The sequence below is a fragment of the Streptomyces sp. NPDC047042 genome (genome assembly GCF_040644035.1).
In the GTDB taxonomy this organism is placed as follows: domain Bacteria; phylum Actinomycetota; class Actinomycetes; order Streptomycetales; family Streptomycetaceae; genus Streptomyces.
Map to the genome: position 1 here is coordinate 98,118 of NZ_JBEYVP010000032.1, position 16,600 is coordinate 114,717.

Sequence of the window (16,600 nt, forward strand, 5' to 3'; positions counted from 1 at the left end):
CATCACCCGACTACTCATCACCCGACCACTCGATCACCCGATCACGCGATCAAAGGAGACCGACATGAGCGAGACCTTCGTCCTGGTGACCGGAGCCTGTCACGGCGGATGGGCCTGGCGCCCGGTCGCGACGGAGCTGAGAGCCGCCGGACACGTGGCGCACACCCCCACCCTGGCCGGGCTGGGCGCCGACGACGACCCGCGCGGCGTGACCCTCACCGACTGCGTGAACAGCCTGGTGGACTACGTCGAACGTGCCGGGCTGTCCGACGTCACCCTGGTCGGCCACAGCTGGGGCGGTTACGTCCTCGCCGGCGCGGCGCCGAAGCTCGCTTCGCGTCTGCGGCGCCTGGTCTTCTGGAACGCGTTCGTGCCGCAGGACGGCGAGTCCCTGATCGACGCGTGCCCGCCGCACTACGGCGAGATGTTCCACGCCGTGGCAGCCGCCTCCGGCAACGACACAGTGACGTTTCCCTTCGAGGTCTTCCAGCAGGCATTCATGCAGGACGCCAGTGAGGAGACCCAGCGCGTGATCCACTCCCTGCTCGTCCCGCAGCCTCTCGGCACCTTCACCGAGAAGCCGGACACGACGGCGTTCACCGCACTCGACATCCCCACCGCCTACGTCCTGGCCACCGAGGACCTCGCCCTGCCAGGGGAGTGGGCCTGGGCCGACCGCTTCCTGCCACGGCTCAAGAACCCGCTGGTCATCGAAACCCCGGGCAGCCACGAGGCCCTCTTCACCCGCCCCGCCGAACTGGCCGACGCGTTCGTCAGGGCCTGCGCGGCATAGGCGCCGGCCGGACGGCCGTACATGTGCCCTGCGTGCAGCGGCCTTCGTCCGGCGGCGGAGCAGCCGCCACGTACACACGTACACACGCGGGGAGGGGGATATTCGGGCGGTGCACGGCGGCGGCGCCCGTGCCCTCGAAGAGGGCGTTGGCGCGCGCGGCAGGCTGCCGGAGGCACCGGGCGGTGGGAGGCGGCCCAGGGCCGACCAGCCGTCCGGCAGCCAGTGCGGCCCATTGGCGGGGCCGATGGCGGCCCTGGCCAGGTGGCACTTGATGCCGCTGACCTGCTTGCCGCCGTCATAGCCATGCAGGCCACCGCGGTCACTGGCCCGAACACTTTGAGTGTCCACGATGCCGGCACTGGGCGTGGGATCACGGCCGAACTGCACCCGCCTCTTGCTCGCGGAGAACGGTCAACATCCGCTCCCAGACGCCGTCTTGCTGCCTTCGCTGCCAGTGGTGGTAGACCGGCTCTCAGCCAGTAGGCCAACGTGTTGCGGATCTCCCGCAGGGAGTTCGAGGGATTCGCCGAAGGTGTTCGGATCTTGGCGTTCATGGACAGCTGTCACGGCGGCTGAGAGGTCGCGTCGCAGACGGAGGCGTGATGTCCTGGAACCACCCACAGGAGTACACGCCCATGCGTCACAGCCGGACTTTCGCCTTCGCGTCCGCCCGGTCGCCCGCGCCGACCGGAGCGGGCGGGGGCCTGCTGCCGGCGCGGGAACTCGCGGCCGCCTGGTTCCTCGTCGTGCTGATCGCTGTGCCCGCCTGGGTGCTGACGATCGGACAGGCCCGGGACATGGGGGTCGAGCCCGGCACGATGGGGATGGCGCTGCCGCTGTTCTTGCTGCTGTGGGTGACGATGATGGCCGCCATGATGCTGCCGTCCATGGCGCCGGTGGCCATCACATGGGTGCGCGGGATCGGCCGCCAGTCCTCCGGCTGGGCGCGGACCGTGCGCACCGTCGAGTTCGTGGGCGGGTATCTGTTGGTGTGGACCTCCTTCGGACTGCTCGCCTATGCGGCCCTGGCCCTCACCGGTGGCCTCGTGGACGACCATCCCACGGCCGGGCGCTGGATCGGCGCGGTGGCGTTCCTGCTCGCGGGTCTGTATCAGCTCAGCCCCCTCAAGTACGTCTGCCTGCGGCACTGCCGTGACCCCATGAGCCACCTGGTGCGCTACGCCGGGTTCCCGCAGCCGGTCCGAGACCTTCGGGTGGGCGTCCATCACGGCGCCTACTGTGTCGGCTGCTGCGCGGGACTGATGGTCGTACTGGTCCCGCTCGGCGTGATGAACGTGGCGGCGATGGCCGCACTGGCCGTGCTGATCTTCGTGGAGAAGCTGTGGTCCCGTGGCCCGCTGCTCGGCCGGGTCGTGGGTGTCGCGTTTCTCGTGCTGGCCGTGCTCGCACCGTTCCAGGACTGGCTGCTGCCGGGGTTGCAGGGCTCGATGCCGTCGATGGACGGCATGTGATTCACCCGGCCCCGAGGACCGTGCCGCCCGCCATGCCGGCCCGTCGGCAGCTGGAGAAGCCCGCTCTTCCTGCTGCTGGCCGCGACGTTGCTCGTACGGTTCTGGCGCACGGGTGGCCCTGCCATGCCATGCTGCGGATGATGGGTGGCTCACCCGAAGCCGGCGAACAGAGGCACGGGCACGCCCCTACCCGCCATGCACACAATCACTGAGCTGCCTCTTCCCGCCGCACCGGTAGTGTCCCGGGTGGGCCACTCGTCGTGCCGGGGGCGCCGCCGGGTGGGGCTCCTGCCGACCCGTCTCGCTCGTCAGTCGGGACCGCTCCAGTCGAACGGGAAGTGTTTGCTCGACTTGCCCGAGCGTTCCCAGGAGAAGCCGAACGCGTCGGCGCGGTCGGCGGTGGACCGTCCCCAGGTGGCGATCTGGCCGGGGCCGACCTCGGCGCCCGGGGCGTTGTGGACCTGGACGCGTGTGCCGTCCGGCGTCGTCGGGCCGGTGAGGGCCTCGGCGGTGGCCGTGACCTTGCCGGGTATCTCGGCTCGCCAGGTGGTGAGGTCGTCGTCGATCTCGACGTGGATGGGGGCGAAGTCCATGCCGCGCATCTCGGGGTGGAACATCGCCCCGAACTGCGCCGGCCAACCGCCCGCCTCACCGCCGAAGATGGCGCCGAGCGCACCGCGCTGCTGCTCGTCGGCCCGTTCGTCGAGGAAGACCGCGGCGTACGGCTCGGTGTGCGTGCCGGCCCAGGGGTTTCCGACGAAGGAACCGAGCATCAGGACGTTGAGACCGTCGAGCCGCACGTCGCCGTAACTGCCTTCCCGGATGTGCCACACCATGACGCCTTCGCAGTCGCCGTAAGTCGGGGGCTCTGCGAACGTGCAGGGGCACGGTATGGCGCACTTGCACACATCGAACCAGTCACCGGCCAGGCGCCAGCGCGTACCGGTGGTGACCTGCTCTGTTGTCATCTCGCTTCCCTCCTGCCGAGCCCAGGGGAGCCCACTCGGAGTGGCGAGACCGCGTGTCCCGAGCCCGCACCCGGGGATGGCGAGGCGGTCTCCATTCCAGCTTGCACCTCCTGTCCCGGTAGGGGGAAACCGGGCCATCGTGGCGCTCACATACGCGGTCCGTCCGTGTGGGGGATACCGCCAGCCGCGCAGCCGCGCAGTCGCCGGTGTCGGCCGGCTTCAGCAGTCCCGATTGGTCAGCAGCCGGCGCAGCTCCGTGCGCCGCGTGCCGTCGGCGAGGACGACGGTGAGCCACGCCTTGGCCACCGGAGGACCGCAGTCAGGTAGGAGCGGTCGGGCAGTTCAGCGGCGGCGTCACTTGCTCGCGGCGAACCGAGGTAGAGCTGGGGCGTGTATCGAAAGTGGATCTTGGTGGCTCGATATCTGGGCAGACACGCCTGTCTCGCAAGATCGGCAGCGGTCGATGGGCGGGTACTGGTAGTAGTCGGCCATGGCAGGAGAGTTGTGGACCCCTGTGGTTTCGATGGTCGGTGTGGCTGTAGGTGGTGCGTTGACGTATCTGACTCAGCGCGCGACGCAGCGGACAGCTGACCGGGCTGAAGAACAAAGGCGGGCTGCGGTACGGGCCGAAGAGCGGCGTGCCGAGCAGATCAGGACCGTGCAGGAGTTCATTCGGTGCGCGCTGGAGGCTGAGGGCGTGGCGCATGCGCGGCCGCATGAATGGGCGGTCGGTGATGACTGGTACGTGACGGCGAGGCCGGCGATGGACGGTCTTCGAATAGCCGAGAAAAGCATCGAGTTGCTGTGTGCAGCCGACCTTCACTCACCGACGAGCACCTACGCCCGCGCCCTTAATGAAGCGGTCTGGCAGGAGCGTGACGGGGGGAGTCTGGCCGAGCGCCTGGAGCCGCTCAAGGCGGAGTTCCTCGCCGCGGCGCGCCGCAGTCTGACGTGACACGCACCGCCGGGCTCGGTCCCCGACGTGGGCTCGGCTCCCGCGAGCCGCAGTAGCAGGCCGGCGATCTCCGTGGCGGCGTAGCCCGCGCGTGAGGCGATCCGGGGGTCGCCGAGGTCGCGGCTCTGCTCGGCCCGCTCGGGCTGTGGTTGCGCATCCGAACCCGGTATCCGGCCGACAAGCGCTCACCGGCCGAAGCCCCCGCCGCGTCGTCCCCCGCCGCGCAGGCCGTTCTGGCCTTGGGCGCCGGGGTGGTGGGCGGCGTCTACGGGATCGGCGGCGGTTCCCTGCTCGGGCCGATCCTCGCCGCCCGCGGCCTGCCCCTGGCCCTCATCGCACCGGCCACGCTTGCCGCGACGACGTTCACCACCTCCATCGCCGCCGCGGCCGTCTACACCGCTCTGGCGCCGGCGAGCGCGGGGCCGTCGCCCCCAACGGATGGCCCGGCCCGGCCTGCGGCCCCGGCGGTCTCAGCAGCGGCTACCTCGGCGCCCGGCTCCAGCCGCTCCTACCCGAGACGGCACTGCGACCCCTGCTCGGCACTCTCGCCGCCGCCCTCGGAGCCCTCTACGAAGCCCAGACGTTGCGCTGATCGCGTCTGTGCGGTGTTCAGGCGGAGGCAGGGATGCTCAGCTCGCTGAGCAGGCCGCGCACCCGCGCCTCTATGGCGTCGCGGATCGGTCGTACGGCCTCGACGCCCTGGCCTGCCGGATCCTCGAGCTGCCAGTCCAGGTACCGCTTGCCGGGGAAGACGGGGCAGGCGTCGCCGCAGCCCATGGTGATCACCACGTCCGAGGACTGCACCGCCTCGGTGGTCAAAACCTTCGGCCTCTGGGCGGAGATGTCGATGCCGACCTCCTTCATCGCTTCCACGACGGCCGGGTTGACGGAGTCGGCGGGCGCGGAGCCGGCCGAGCGGACCTCGATGCGGTCTCCGCCGAGGTGGGTGAGGAAGGCGGCGCCCATCTGGGAGCGGCCGGCGTTGTGGACGCAGACGAACAGCACCGACGGGCGCGGGGCGGGAGTGCTCATGGCGGGTGTGTCTTTCTCGTGGTGTGGTCAGGAGACGGCGGGTTCGGGTTCGGGTTCGCCGCGCGGGACCTCGACTGCCCGGCGGGCCGGAACGGCGTGCAGGCCGTAGACCGCGGTCACAACGGCAAGTCCGAGGGCCGCACCGAGCAGTTGCGCGGCGATGAACGGGGCGACGGAGCCCGGCGCGATCCCGGCGAACGTGTCGGTGAACATGCGGCCGATGGTCACCGCCGGGTTCGCGAAGGACGTGGAGGAGGTGAACCAGTAGGCGGCCCCGATGTAGGAAGCCACCGCGGCCGGGGCCAACGCGGCGCGGCCGATCCGGTTCTGGCCGAAGACCAGCAGGATGAGCCCGGCCGTTGCGACGACCTCGCCGAGCCACAGGTGGCCGGCGGACCGCTGGTGGGTGGAGAACCTCACCAGCGGCTTGGCGAACATCGCGTCGGCCAGGATCGCCCCGCCGACCGCTCCCGCGATCTGGGCGGGCACGTACGCCGCGACGTCCCGCAGGGCGATGCCGCCTGCGGTGCGGCGGCCTGTGAACCAGGCGGCCAGGGTCACGGCGGGGTTGAAGTGCGCGCCCGAGACCGGCCCGAACAGTGCGATCAGTATGCCCAGGCCGAAAACGGTGGCCAGGGAGTTGGCGAGCAGCTGGACACCGACGTCATGTGACAGTTCGGTGGCCTGGATGCCGGAACCGACGACCACAGCCACCAGCAGCCCGGTCCCGATCGCCTCCGCGGCGACCCGACGGCCGAGCGGCGCGCTCACGCAGGGGCTCCGGCGGGCTGCGTCGTGGTCAGGAACGCGGCGAGCCGGTCCAGGACGCCGGGCAGCACCCAGTAGTACACCCAGGTTCCGCGGCGCTCGCAGTCGATGAGGCCGGCCTGCCGCAGGAGCTTGAGGTGGTGGGAGATCGTCGGCTGGGACAGGTCGAAGGCCGGGGTCAGCTCGCACACGCAGACTTCCCCGCCCTCCCCGCGCGAGGCGATCATGGACATCAGCCGCAGCCGCACGGGGTCGCCCAGCGCCTTGAAGACCTTCGCCAGGTCGGCCGCCTGGTCCTCGGCCAGTGGGGCGGCGGACAGGCCCGGACAGCAGGCGGTGCCCTGGCCGATCACCTCAAGCTCTTGTTTCGACATGCCTCTATGTTGACGTTTTTCGATTCAGGACGCAAGGTTGAATCAATGAACGTCAATACAAGCCGTTCCGGGCGCCGCCATGCCCGTCATCGAGGAGTGAAGTCATGAGCGAGCATTTCACCGACCTGCGTGAAACCGTCCGCCGGCGGTACGCCGCGGCAGCCGTGAAGGTCACCGAGGGCAATGCCGCTTGCTGCGGACCCGAGCCCGTCGAGGTCGACGAGAACTTCGGCTCGACCCTCTACGCCGCCGACGACCGCGACGCCCTGCCCGCCGCGGCGGTGGCTGCCTCCCTCGGCTGCGGCAACCCGACCGCCGTCGCCGAACTCCGCGAAGGCGAACGCGTCCTGGACCTCGGCTCCGGCGGAGGCATCGACGTACTGCTCTCCGCCCGCCGCGTCGGCCTCACCGGCAAGGCGTACGGGCTGGACATGACCGAGGAGATGCTCGCCCTGGCCCTGGCCAACGCTGCGAAGGCGGGTGCCACGAACGTGGAGTTCCTCAAGGGCACGATCGAAGCCGTCCCGCTGCCCGCGAACACGATCGACGTCGTCATCTCCAACTGCGTGATCAACCTGTCCACGGACAAGCCCGCCGTCTTCGCCGAGACTTTCCGCGTCCTGAGGCCCGGCGGCCGGATCGGTGTCTCCGACGTCGTCGCCGACGACACCCTGACCCCCGACCAGCGCGCCGAGCGCGGCGACTACGTCGGCTGCATCGCCGGAGCGCTCTCCTTCGCCGAATACCGCGCCGGACTCGAGGCCGCCGGCTTCACGGATGTCGCCATTACCCCGACCCACCCGGTCGCCGACGGCATGCACTCCGCGATCGTCCGCGCCACGAAGCCGGTGACCGCCGAAAAGGCCCGGTCGACTGCCGAGTCGAGCGATGCCTGCTGCGGCGTCGGCGCCTGCTGTACGCCCGCTGAGACCTCCGTCGACCCCGCCCTCACCGCGACCGAGGCCAAGACCGCGTCAGGGTGCGACTGCCAGGACTGACACAACACGGGTCCCACAAGTTGGGAACCCTGTCCACGGCTTGATTTCGTACGCCCATGACGGGCCTGTCGGCAGCTGCGTCACGGCCCGCGCGAGGACGACGTCCACGGGGCCACTCCACCCCATCGGCCTGCACGTTTGGTAGGTGCCGGACGAGCCGGGAGCTGCGGAAGCGGCGTGCGACGGCGGGTCTGTCACTGACCCAGCCGGCCGAACTCATCCACTACGGCCGCGGACACATCAGCCGTGTTGAGCGCGGCGAGAAGGAGCCGAGCTGGGAATTCGCCCGCAGCTGCGACCGCGTGCTCATGATCGCCAGATCGCCGACTATCTGCGGGGGTTGGCGGTGTCAGCGGACTCGCCCGGTGAGACGAGTCCTGTCTCGTAGGCGAGGACGACGGCCTGGGCCCGGTCGCGCAGGGTCAACTTGGCGAAGATCCGGGCCACGTGGGTCTTCACTGTTGCCTCACTGAGCGTCAGTTCCCGCGCCAGTTCGGAATTGGAAAGACCCCGCCCCATGAGCGTCAGCACCTCGCGCTCACGCGGCGTCAGCGCGGCCAGGTCCCGGTGGACGGCCGGCGTCGCGAGACCCGAACCGGTGCCGAGGGCGCTGGGGGCGCTGGGGGCGAAGCGCTCCACCAGGCGGCGGGTGATCGAAGGCGCGAGCAGGGCGTCACCGGTGTCGACCAGACGTACGGCGGCGGCCAGATGCGCGGGGGTGACGTCCTTGAGCAGGAATCCGCTGGCTCCGGCGGAGAGGGCGGCGTAGACGTAGTGGTCGAGGTCGAAGGTGGTCAGCATGATCACCCGGCAGTCCGGGGACTCCGCGAGTACGCGGCGGGCGGCTTCCAGGCCGTCCATGGTGGGCATGCGGATGTCCATCAGGACGACGTCGGGTCGCAGCCTCCGTACGGCGGCCACGGCCTCGGCTCCGTCGCCGGCTTCGCCCACCACGTCGATGCCGCGGGCGGTCAGGATCAGGCGGAAGCCGGTGCGGACCAGTTCCTGGTCGTCGGCGATCACGACACGAGGGGCGGATTCGGTGTGCGTCGTCATGGCCGGTCCAGCGGGATCCGGGCGCGGACGCGGTAGCCGCCGCCGAGTCGGCGGCGGGCGTCCAGGTCGCCACCGTAGAGGGCGACCCGCTCGCGCAGGCCGAGCAGCCCGCGTCCCGTTCCGTCCGCCTGGCCCGGGACCGGCTCTCTCCGCGCGGGCTGGTTGCCCGCCAGGATGCTCGGTCCGCTGTTCAGCACCTCGACTCGCAGGGAGTGGTCCGTGTATCGCACCGTCACGTCGGCTTTCGCTCCGTCCCCGTGTTTGAGGGCGTTGGTCAGGGCCTCCTGGATGATCCGGTAGGCGGTGACATCGATCCCGGTCGGCAGCGGGCGCGGTTCGCCCGAGATCCGCATCTCGACGGGCAGGCCGGCAAAGGCGATCCGGTCGATCAGCGGGCTGAGCCGGCTCAAGCTCGGCTGCGGTGACAGGTCCATACCGTAGGGCTCGTCGTCGCCGTTCTGCGCGGGTGCGAGCAGGCCGAGCAGGTGCCGCAGCTCGGTCATCGTGTTCCGCCCGGCGGTCTCGACGGCGCTCAGGGCCGCCGCGGCCTCGTCCGGCATCGTGGCCAGCACCTCGCGGGCCGCCCCGGCCTGGACCACCATGAGGCTCACGTTATGGCTGACGATGTCGTGGAGCTCGGTGGCGATCCTGGCCCGCTCGGCGTCAACCGCGGTCCGTGTCGCGCTCTCCCGCTCCCGTTCCAGCAGCCAGCCGCGCTCCTCGATGACCGCCCGGTGCAGCCGCCGCGCCCGGACCACCGCCACGCACAGACACCCGGCGGCGCCAACTGCCGCCGCCAGGGCAATGATCAGCCAAGTCGTCCCAGAGGCCCACACCGGATCATCTTCGCAGCCGCGCGACGCGCCCCGCATCAGCCCCCGGATGCAGCTCTGTACATCCCCAGGATGACCTGCCCGGACGGATACATCCGGGAGGCGACGCCCGCTCCGCGGAGTCCGTCCTAAGTTCGAGCCATGACAACTGATCACGACAGTGCCCGGCAAGTGGTGGTGCGGCTGGACGGCGTACACAAGGAGTACGGCGACACGAAGGCCCTGGACGGCCTGTCGCTGGAGGTCCGGGCGGGGGACGCGGTCGCCGTGATGGGTCCCTCCGGCTGCGGCAAGTCCACCCTGCTCAACATGGTGGCCGGCCTGGACCGGCCGACCTCGGGCACAGTCGAGGTGCGTGGTCATGACCTCGGGAAACTGAACGAGACCGGCTTGGCTCTGTTCCGGCGGCGGAACGTCGGCATGATCTTCCAGTTCTTCAACCTGATCGACGATCTGCCGGTCCTGGACAATGTGGCGCTGGCCGCGCAGCTGACCGGCACCCCGGCCCGGCAGGCGCGACGCCGTGCCCTGGAACTCCTGGACGAACTCGGTGTCGCCGAGCGCCGGAACAACTATCCGGCGACGCTGAGCGGGGGAGAGCGCCAACGCGTCGCCGTCGCACGGGCCTTGATGAACCGCCCGGCCCTGCTGCTTGCCGACGAGCCGACCGGCGCCCTCGACAGCCGGTCCGGCGAGCAGGTGATGGATCTGCTGATCGACCTCAACCAGATCGGCCAGACCCTGCTGATCGTCACCCACGACCCGCAGCTGGCCACCCGCTGCGCCAGCCGGCTGATCGAAGTCGCCGACGGCCGGATCGCCCGCGAGAGCACGCTGGAGGCGACCGCGTGAGCGCCGTTTGGAGAGCCTCCCGCGCGGCCGTGAAACGCCGCCGGCTCCAGACCTTCGTCATCGGGCTCGTCGTGCTCTGCTCCACGACGACCGTCCTGCTCGCGCTGGCGCTGCTGAGCGCCGCCTCGGGCCCCTTCGACAAGGCCTATGCCGCACAGCGCGGTGCCCACACGGTGGCGACCTTCGACACCACGAAGGTCTCGCAGGAGCAGTTGGCGCGGACCGCCCGGCAACCCGGGGTGGAGACCGCGGCCGGACCGTTCGGGCAGGCCGTCGTCGACATCCCCAAGGACTGGCTCTGGATGGCGGGCGGCACCCTCGCCGTGGTGGGCCGGGCCGATCCGGCGGGCCCCGTGGACCGGATCGACCTCCTCGAGGGCCACTGGGCCACCGCACCCGGCGAGATCGTCGTCAACTGGTCCGCCCAGGGCTCCCCGGGCACCGCGCTCCTCGGCACCAAGCTGGAGATCTCAGGTGGAACGACGCTGACCGTCGTCGGATTCGCCACCAGCATGAGCAAGTCGGCGAGCGCGTGGGTCTCGCCCGAGCAGATGGCCGCACTGCACCCGACCGCCGCCCAGATGCTGTACCGCTTCACGGACTCCTCGACAGAGGCCCAGCTGACCGCCTCGCTGGCACGGGCCACCACGGGACTGCCCCAGGATTCGCTGACCGGCGCACAGACCTACCTCACCCTCGAGCAGGCATTCTCCGCGCTGGCCGACTCCTACCTCCCGTTCATCACGCTCTTCGGCATCCTCGGCCTGCTCGTCTCCACCCTGATCGTCGGCAACGTGGTCAGCGGGGCGGTCGTCTCCGGGTACCGGCACATCGGGGTGCTCAAGGCCCTGGGCTTCACCCCGAACCAGGTCCTCGCCGTCTACCTGACGATGCTCGCCGTACCGGCGGTGGTGGGCTGCGTGCTGGGCACCCTGCTGGGCAACGCGCTGGCCCGGCCGATCCTGAAGGTCGCGTTCACCGGCATCGACGTGGGCCGGGCCCCGGTCGGCGACATCAGCCCATGGGTGTCCGTGGCCTGCCTCGTGGGCATGCCCGCCATCGTCCTGCTGGCCGCGCTGGTTCCCGCCCTGCGCGCCCACGGGCTGCCCGCCGCACGGGCGATCAGCGCCGGCGACGCTCCGCGCGCCGGGCGCGGACTGCGCGTACAGCGGATGCTCGGCGCCACCCGGCTGCCGCGCCCGGTCAGTCTGGGCATCGGCCAGCCGTTCGCCCGTCCCGGCCGCACCCTGCTGACCATGGCGGCCATCGTCCTCGGGGTCACCACGGTGACCCTGTCGACCGGACTGACCAGCACCATGGTGGCGTACGGCAAGGTCGGGCGGGCGGACGGAAGCGCCAGGATCCACGTGACGACCGGCGGCTCGGGCAACGACCGGACTCCGTCCCGGCTCAGTGACCTGCAGATCGAGAAACAGCTGCGGTCCCTGCCGGGCGCGCAGGGGGTGCGGGCCCGCGCCCTGTCCCAGGTGAACATGACCGGGCAGACCCAGCCCGTCTTCGCCGACTTCTACCGAGGCGACGATTCCTTGTACGACCACACCATCGTCAAGGGCCGAGCACCGTCTGCGGCGGGAGAGATCGTGGCCGGGCCGGCCTTCCTGACACAGCGCGGCCTGAAGCTCGGTGACCGGGTCACGCTGGAGCTGAACGGCAGGAAGATCACCGCGACCGTCGTGGGCCGGCTCATCGAGGGCGACGCCCGGGCCCTGGAGGCCACCTGGCGGACCCTCGCCCAACTCGCACCGAACGCCCACGCGACCGAGTACACGGTACGGCTCGCCCCCGGCGCTGACGCGCGCGCCTGTGCCGAGGCGGTCGCGGCGCTCGCCCCGGGCCTGCACGCGTCGGTGATGGACTCCGGCAACGCCGGCACGACCACCGTCGTCACCTTCTCGACGGTGTTCACGGTGCTGCTGACGCTCGTCGCGTCGCTCGGTGTCTTCAACACCGTCCTCCTGAACACCCGTGAGCGGCGCCGGGACCTGGGCATGCTCAAGTCGATCGGGATGACCCCCCGACAGGTGGTGGTCATGACGGTGACCTCGGTCGCCGGGCTGGGCGCGGTCGGCGGGCTGCTCGGCATCCCGCTCGGGATCGTGGCGCACCGCCTCGTCGTGGACAACGTCGGGGTGGTCGACTTCCCCCCGTCCATGAAAGACGTGTGGCACGCGCCGCAGCTGGCCGCGATGCTCATGGCGGGTGTGGCGATCGCAGTCCTCGGCGCCCTGGTGCCGGCCCGGTCGGCGGCCCGGATGACCATCGCCTCGGTGCTGCACACCGAGTAGAACGGCGCCGATGCCCGCAGGCTGGGGGAGATCATGCGGTTGCGGAGCGTCGTGCTGCTGGGTGTCGACGTACGGTCGGGATCGGGTCGACGAGAAGCCGACAGGTTCGCGGATTCCTGAGGGTACGGCCTGTGCTCGGGAGGTGTAGTGCCTTGGTGGTCCTCTTCCACGTGAGGCTTCGCTCAGGCGAGGGGCGGGGGACTCGCGGAGCGTGTCACCGACCGTGCTCACCGAGCCGACCGCGTGCCGACCCACCGCAGTTGCTGGGCCAGGCGTGGCGGCGGTGACCGTGGGCCTGAGGGTCATGGCCGGTATGCGCATCGTGAGCCGGCTTCCCACCTGGGCGGTTCCCCCGGCTGCGGAGAAGGTGCTCCACTCGCCGTAGGCGGCGAAACCCCGCACCACCCCGCACCACCCCGCACCACCCCGGATCACTCCTGCGGCTGCGAGTGCGACGACACTCCGACCGCCTGCGCGGACGAGTCTGCCAGTGGGCTGCCTAGCCCCGCCCTACAGCTGCCCTACAGCCCGTTGTCCAGCGTCAGGAGGAGCTCGGCGATCCGCCACCCACCGCCGGACCGGCGCAGGCCGAACGTGTAGACCCCGGTCGAGATCATCTGGATGCTCTGGCCGGTGTTCCTCGTCTGCACCAGATAGGCCCGCACCTCAGCGGTGGCGGCGCCTGCCGTGATGATGACGACATTGCCCAGGTGGTGCCGCACCCTTCCGGTCTGGACCTTGTGCCCGTCACGAACGAAGTCGAGGACCGCCGCGCGTCCGGCGACCGGGCCGAGCACTCCCTGTCCGGGCATCGTGAAGGTCCACGTGGTGTCTTCGGTCAGGACCGATTCCAGCTCGGGCACATTCAGCTCGTCGAGGGCGTGGGCGTACTTCGCCACCGCCTGCTGGAGTTCGGCGATCACGAGACCACCGTCAGCACGATCTTGCCCTGGATGTGGCCCTGCGCGGCCCGCGTGTGCGCGCTGCCGGCCTCCGGCAGCGGGTAGGTGCTGTCCACCCCGACCTGGACCTTACCCTCGTCGAACAGGCGCCCGATCTGGGCGAGTTGGGGACCGTTGGAACGCACCTGAATGTTCGAGACGGTGATGCCCAGACGCGCCGTCGCTTCCGGGTCGTACTCGGCGAAGAACACCGGAAGCATGGTGCCGCCGCGCTTGAGCACGGTCAGAAAGCGTGAGCTGTCCGGGCCCCCGACGGTGTCGATCACCAGGTCGACGCCGCCGACCACGTCCGCGGCGTGCGTCCTGGTGTAGTCGATGAACTCATCGGCGCCGAGCTTGCGCAGGAACTGCTCGTGCCGGCCCGAGGCCACCGCGATGACGTGCGCCCCCTTCCATTTCGCCAGCTGCACCGCGAAGTGGCCCACTCCACCGGCGGCCCCGTTGACCAGCACGGTCATCCCTGACGTGATCGGCACCGGCCGGTGCACCTGGCCGGTGAAAGGAGACGGCACGTCGTGGCCGAGCTCAACCAGGAACTGCCAGGCCGTCAGCACCGCCATCGGCGCCCCGGCCGCCTGCACGTGGTCGATACCGGCCGGCTTGTGAGCCAGGTCCGAAGCCGGCGCGGCCACGTACTCGGCGTACGTCCGGCCGTCGAATCCGGGGAACCGCAGCATGCCGAAGACCTCGTCACCGACGGCGAACCCCGGCACGTCCGGAGCGACCGCCTGGACCACGCCCGACATGTCCGTTCCAGGGACCAGGGGGAACTTCAGCTCCGGCCTCATCTCGGCCGGCATGACCTTCATCCCCTCACGCAGGTACCAGTCCGGCGGGTTGATGCCCACCGCGTGTACCCGGACGAGTACCTCGCCCGGGCCGATCTCGGGAACCGGCACCTCGTCGTACCGCAGAACTTCCGGCCCGCCCGCCTCGTGGAACTGGATCGCCTTCATCACGCCTGTCGCTTTCTCGGGGAAACGTTGCTCCCTCAGTCAAGGTCCAGGACGGCATGACCGTCCAAGACCGGTTCGGCAACCTGGTCATTCCGAAACGGCATGACACGTACGCTGCAAGGGTGAACGATCTCGGACAGGACCTGGAACTGCGGCTCGTGCGCTACTTCACCGTGGTGGCAGCGCACCAGCACTTCGGCAGGGCCGCCGACGAACTGCGCGTGGCCCAGCCGGCACTGAGCCGCCAGATCCAACGGCTCGAGAAACATCTCGGCACACGACTGCTGGACCGCATCCCCCAGGGCACCCGGCTCACTCCGGCCGGCCGGACGTTCCTGCCCCGGGCCCAAGCCCTGCTCGAGGCCGCCCGCCAGGCCGAACTGGCCGTACGTGAACAAGCCGAGACCGAACGAATCACCATCGGCTACGTCGAAGACCTGGTGATCACCGCCGCTGTACGGGAACTGCGTCGCCGTCACCCGGACGCCGAGATCGCCACCCGGCATCTGAGCTGCCGCGACGTCGGGGCACTGTCCGCCCAGCGCGTCGACGCCCTGATCGCGCGAGCCCCGCTGCCGCTCACCGCCGACGACCTGCTCACCACCCCGCTGTACGAGGAGCCCCGGATGCTCGTGGTCCCGCACGGCCATCCCTTGGCCGACCGCGAGTCGGTGACCGCGCAAGAGCTGGCCGGCGAAGAGGCGGCGCCGTGCGCGTTCGAGACCGCGGACTGGACTTCCTATCGACTCCTCGGGGCCGGCCTGCCGCCGATCGAGAGCTACGAGGACAAGCTCGAACTCGTCGCGAGCGGCGAGGCGATCGCCGTGCTACCGGTCGGCGACCGACGCAGCTCACTGCGTCCCGACCTCGTCACCGTCCCGATCGAGGGCGCTCCTCCCAGCCAGGTCGTCCTGGTCAGCCGCAAGGGCGACCCGAATCCGATGGTCAGGCATCTCCGGCTTGCCGCCAAGGCCGTCCTGACCGCCCCGGCAGCCTGACCGGCACCAGCCGCACCCGCTTGGCGCTGAACTGCGCCAAACTGCACCGAGCGGTGCTCACACGCGTCATGTACGTCGCGCATCTGCCGGAATCGCTCGCGGTTACCTACTTAGTGTGGGTCAGCTCTGTCTCGGTCGATGAGGAAGTGCTGCCCCGCGACGGCGATGTCCTCCGCAGTCTGAGCGTCGACGCACGGCTCCACCACGGCCACCGCCCCGCTCGCCTTCGTGTTCCCCCGGATGCCGACGCACCGCTCGCCGTCCCCCGCCGAGCGCAGCCGCCAGGCGCCGGCGCCGTCCGTGTTCCCGGTGCCCTCGGCCCGTTCGATGCGGAACAGTTGAACGGTGCCAGGGGCAGCGCAGTCGTCCCAGGGTTCGAGCATGGTCCGGAAGTAGCCCTCTTCCTCTCCGAGGACCGTCAGGCAACCCTTGCCCATGCCGGGTTTGTCCCACTGGATGCGGTACAGCCCGTCGTCCGTCTTCAGCAGCGTCGTCGTCGGTGGTACGGCTTTCCCGCACGGCCATTGGGCCGCTACTACCTTGGATTCGCCGCTGTCCGCCCGAGCCTGCCCCTCAGTGAGACACAGTCCGGGTGCACCGACTGGCCGGATGCGGGACAGCCCGGGGGCAGGTCCCTGCCGGGCGACGGGAGTCTGCCCGTTCTCGGCCGACCCGGCCGTCACCGGCGTCCGGCCGTCCGCGCTGCCCCCGCCCGACGGCTCGTCGTCCCGCTGAAGCAGCAGGAGCCCGCCGACGACGAGCAGGACGACGGTGCCGAGCAAAGCGAGGGAGGCGGTACGGACCCGGCTGCTGTCGGCACCAGAACCCGACGACGACACGTCCGCAGCTCCGGTTGGACCGGGAGGCGTCCCCGACGCCGTACCGGACGTCCCCGACGCCGCGATCCGCTGTCGCGAGGCCAGCCACGTGGCCTCCGCTCGCTCCGCACCGCAGGTCCGGACGAGCGCGGAAACGAGTTCGGCGCGCGGCAGCCCGTCCCGGCGCAGCATGTCAGCGACCGTACTGCGGGCCAGGACGTCACCCCGCGCGGCGGCCCGCTCTTCGAGCTGACGGTAGGTAAGCCCGCTGTGGTCCTTGAGCCGGCGCAGCAGGGCGACGAACTCGGCCGAGGTGCGCGCCGTTCCCGGATCCGGGAGTCCGGTGCCGTCGGTGCCCGCGCTTCCATCAGTGTCCCGGGCTCCCCCCGTGGTCCCCATGTGGTGATTGTCATCGTTGGCGACACGGGCATCAACCCCGGTCTCAGCCACATCACTTGA

General features: G+C 70.4%; 17 protein-coding genes and 1 pseudogene. 9 read left to right on the plus strand and 9 right to left on the minus strand.

Going from position 1 to position 16,600, the window contains the following annotated elements; all coding sequences use genetic code 11:
- Positions 1-64: 64 nt before the first annotated feature.
- The gene (locus ABZ855_RS33105) at positions 65-793 is read left to right on the plus strand and encodes an alpha/beta hydrolase family protein (protein WP_360813220.1); all 729 of its coding nucleotides are present in this window, start codon (positions 65-67) and stop codon (positions 791-793) included.
- Positions 794-1,428: 635 nt separating this feature from the next.
- A complete protein-coding gene (locus tag ABZ855_RS33110) occupies positions 1,429-2,265 on the plus strand; it encodes a DUF2182 domain-containing protein (protein WP_360813222.1) in 837 nt (278 codons plus the stop codon).
- Between the two features lie 308 nt (positions 2,266-2,573).
- Here ABZ855_RS33110 and ABZ855_RS33115 read toward each other — a convergent pair whose 3' ends face one another.
- Positions 2,574-3,233: a DUF1326 domain-containing protein gene (locus ABZ855_RS33115; RefSeq protein WP_360813224.1), complete on the minus strand. Its 660-nt coding sequence runs from the start codon at positions 3,231-3,233 to the stop codon at positions 2,574-2,576.
- Positions 3,234-3,783: 550 nt separating this feature from the next.
- Between ABZ855_RS33115 and ABZ855_RS33120 the strand changes: the two genes are divergently transcribed.
- Both ABZ855_RS33120 and ABZ855_RS33125 read left to right on the plus strand, forming a co-directional pair.
- Positions 3,784-4,188: a hypothetical protein gene (locus tag ABZ855_RS33120; protein ID WP_360813226.1), complete on the plus strand. Its 405-nt coding sequence runs from the start codon at positions 3,784-3,786 to the stop codon at positions 4,186-4,188.
- 149 nt (positions 4,189-4,337) lie between these two features.
- Positions 4,338-4,829 carry a TSUP family transporter gene (locus ABZ855_RS33125; protein WP_360813228.1) on the plus strand — a complete coding sequence of 164 codons (492 nt, stop codon included), beginning with the start codon at positions 4,338-4,340 and terminating at the stop codon, positions 4,827-4,829.
- Here the strand turns inward: ABZ855_RS33125 and ABZ855_RS33130 are convergent.
- Genes ABZ855_RS33130 through ABZ855_RS33140 form a run of 3 tightly spaced genes read right to left on the minus strand, consistent with a single transcriptional unit; the run spans position 4,798 to position 6,362 of the window.
- Entirely contained in the window at positions 4,798-5,220 is a 423-nt protein-coding gene (locus ABZ855_RS33130) for an arsenate reductase ArsC (RefSeq protein ID WP_360813230.1), read from the minus strand. The two genes, ABZ855_RS33125 and ABZ855_RS33130, sit on opposite strands and share 32 nt — an antisense overlap.
- 27 nt (positions 5,221-5,247) lie before the next feature.
- On the minus strand, positions 5,248-5,991 hold the full coding sequence (locus ABZ855_RS33135) for an MIP/aquaporin family protein (protein ID WP_360813231.1): 744 nt from the start codon (positions 5,989-5,991) through the stop codon (positions 5,248-5,250).
- Entirely contained in the window at positions 5,988-6,362 is a 375-nt protein-coding gene (locus tag ABZ855_RS33140; protein ID WP_360813232.1) for a metalloregulator ArsR/SmtB family transcription factor, read from the minus strand. Before ABZ855_RS33140 ends, ABZ855_RS33135 begins: the two co-directional genes overlap by 4 nt.
- 104 nt (positions 6,363-6,466) lie before the next feature.
- Between ABZ855_RS33140 and arsM the strand changes: the two genes are divergently transcribed.
- On the plus strand, positions 6,467-7,360 hold the full coding sequence (arsM, locus tag ABZ855_RS33145; protein ID WP_360813233.1) for an arsenite methyltransferase: 894 nt from the start codon (positions 6,467-6,469) through the stop codon (positions 7,358-7,360).
- A gap of 56 nt (positions 7,361-7,416) precedes the next feature.
- Positions 7,417-7,659, plus strand: a pseudogene (locus tag ABZ855_RS33150) (helix-turn-helix transcriptional regulator); the annotation flags it as partial.
- Positions 7,660-7,687: 28 nt separating this feature from the next.
- On the opposite strand, the gene ABZ855_RS33155 reads toward ABZ855_RS33150, so the two are convergent.
- Positions 7,688-8,416 carry a response regulator transcription factor gene (locus ABZ855_RS33155; RefSeq protein WP_360813234.1) on the minus strand — a complete coding sequence of 243 codons (729 nt, stop codon included), beginning with the start codon at positions 8,414-8,416 and terminating at the stop codon, positions 7,688-7,690.
- Complete coding sequence (locus ABZ855_RS33160) at positions 8,413-9,180, minus strand: histidine kinase (RefSeq protein ID WP_360813235.1); 768 nt, start codon at positions 9,178-9,180, stop codon at positions 8,413-8,415. Before ABZ855_RS33160 ends, ABZ855_RS33155 begins: the two co-directional genes overlap by 4 nt.
- A gap of 210 nt (positions 9,181-9,390) precedes the next feature.
- Between ABZ855_RS33160 and ABZ855_RS33165 the strand changes: the two genes are divergently transcribed.
- Both ABZ855_RS33165 and ABZ855_RS33170 read left to right on the plus strand, forming a co-directional pair.
- Positions 9,391-10,101 carry an ABC transporter ATP-binding protein gene (locus ABZ855_RS33165; RefSeq protein ID WP_360813236.1) on the plus strand — a complete coding sequence of 237 codons (711 nt, stop codon included), beginning with the start codon at positions 9,391-9,393 and terminating at the stop codon, positions 10,099-10,101.
- On the plus strand, positions 10,098-12,407 hold the full coding sequence (locus ABZ855_RS33170) for an FtsX-like permease family protein (RefSeq protein WP_360813237.1): 2,310 nt from the start codon (positions 10,098-10,100) through the stop codon (positions 12,405-12,407). The genes ABZ855_RS33165 and ABZ855_RS33170 overlap by 4 nt, the downstream gene beginning before the upstream one ends.
- Positions 12,408-12,928: 521 nt before the next feature.
- Here the strand turns inward: ABZ855_RS33170 and ABZ855_RS33175 are convergent.
- Entirely contained in the window at positions 12,929-13,330 is a 402-nt protein-coding gene (locus ABZ855_RS33175; protein ID WP_360813238.1) for a nuclear transport factor 2 family protein, read from the minus strand.
- Positions 13,327-14,325: an NADP-dependent oxidoreductase gene (locus ABZ855_RS33180; RefSeq protein WP_360813261.1), complete on the minus strand. Its 999-nt coding sequence runs from the start codon at positions 14,323-14,325 to the stop codon at positions 13,327-13,329. Before ABZ855_RS33180 ends, ABZ855_RS33175 begins: the two co-directional genes overlap by 4 nt.
- 122 nt (positions 14,326-14,447) lie before the next feature.
- Here ABZ855_RS33180 and ABZ855_RS33185 point away from each other — a divergent pair, with 122 nt between their 5' ends.
- Positions 14,448-15,323 (plus strand): LysR family transcriptional regulator, encoded by an 876-nt coding sequence (locus ABZ855_RS33185; RefSeq protein WP_360813239.1) that lies wholly within the window; start codon positions 14,448-14,450, stop codon positions 15,321-15,323.
- Positions 15,324-15,433: 110 nt separating this feature from the next.
- Here ABZ855_RS33185 and ABZ855_RS33190 read toward each other — a convergent pair whose 3' ends face one another.
- A complete protein-coding gene (locus tag ABZ855_RS33190; protein WP_360813240.1) occupies positions 15,434-16,540 on the minus strand; it encodes a helix-turn-helix transcriptional regulator in 1,107 nt (368 codons plus the stop codon).
- Between the last annotated feature and the right edge of the window lie 60 nt (positions 16,541-16,600).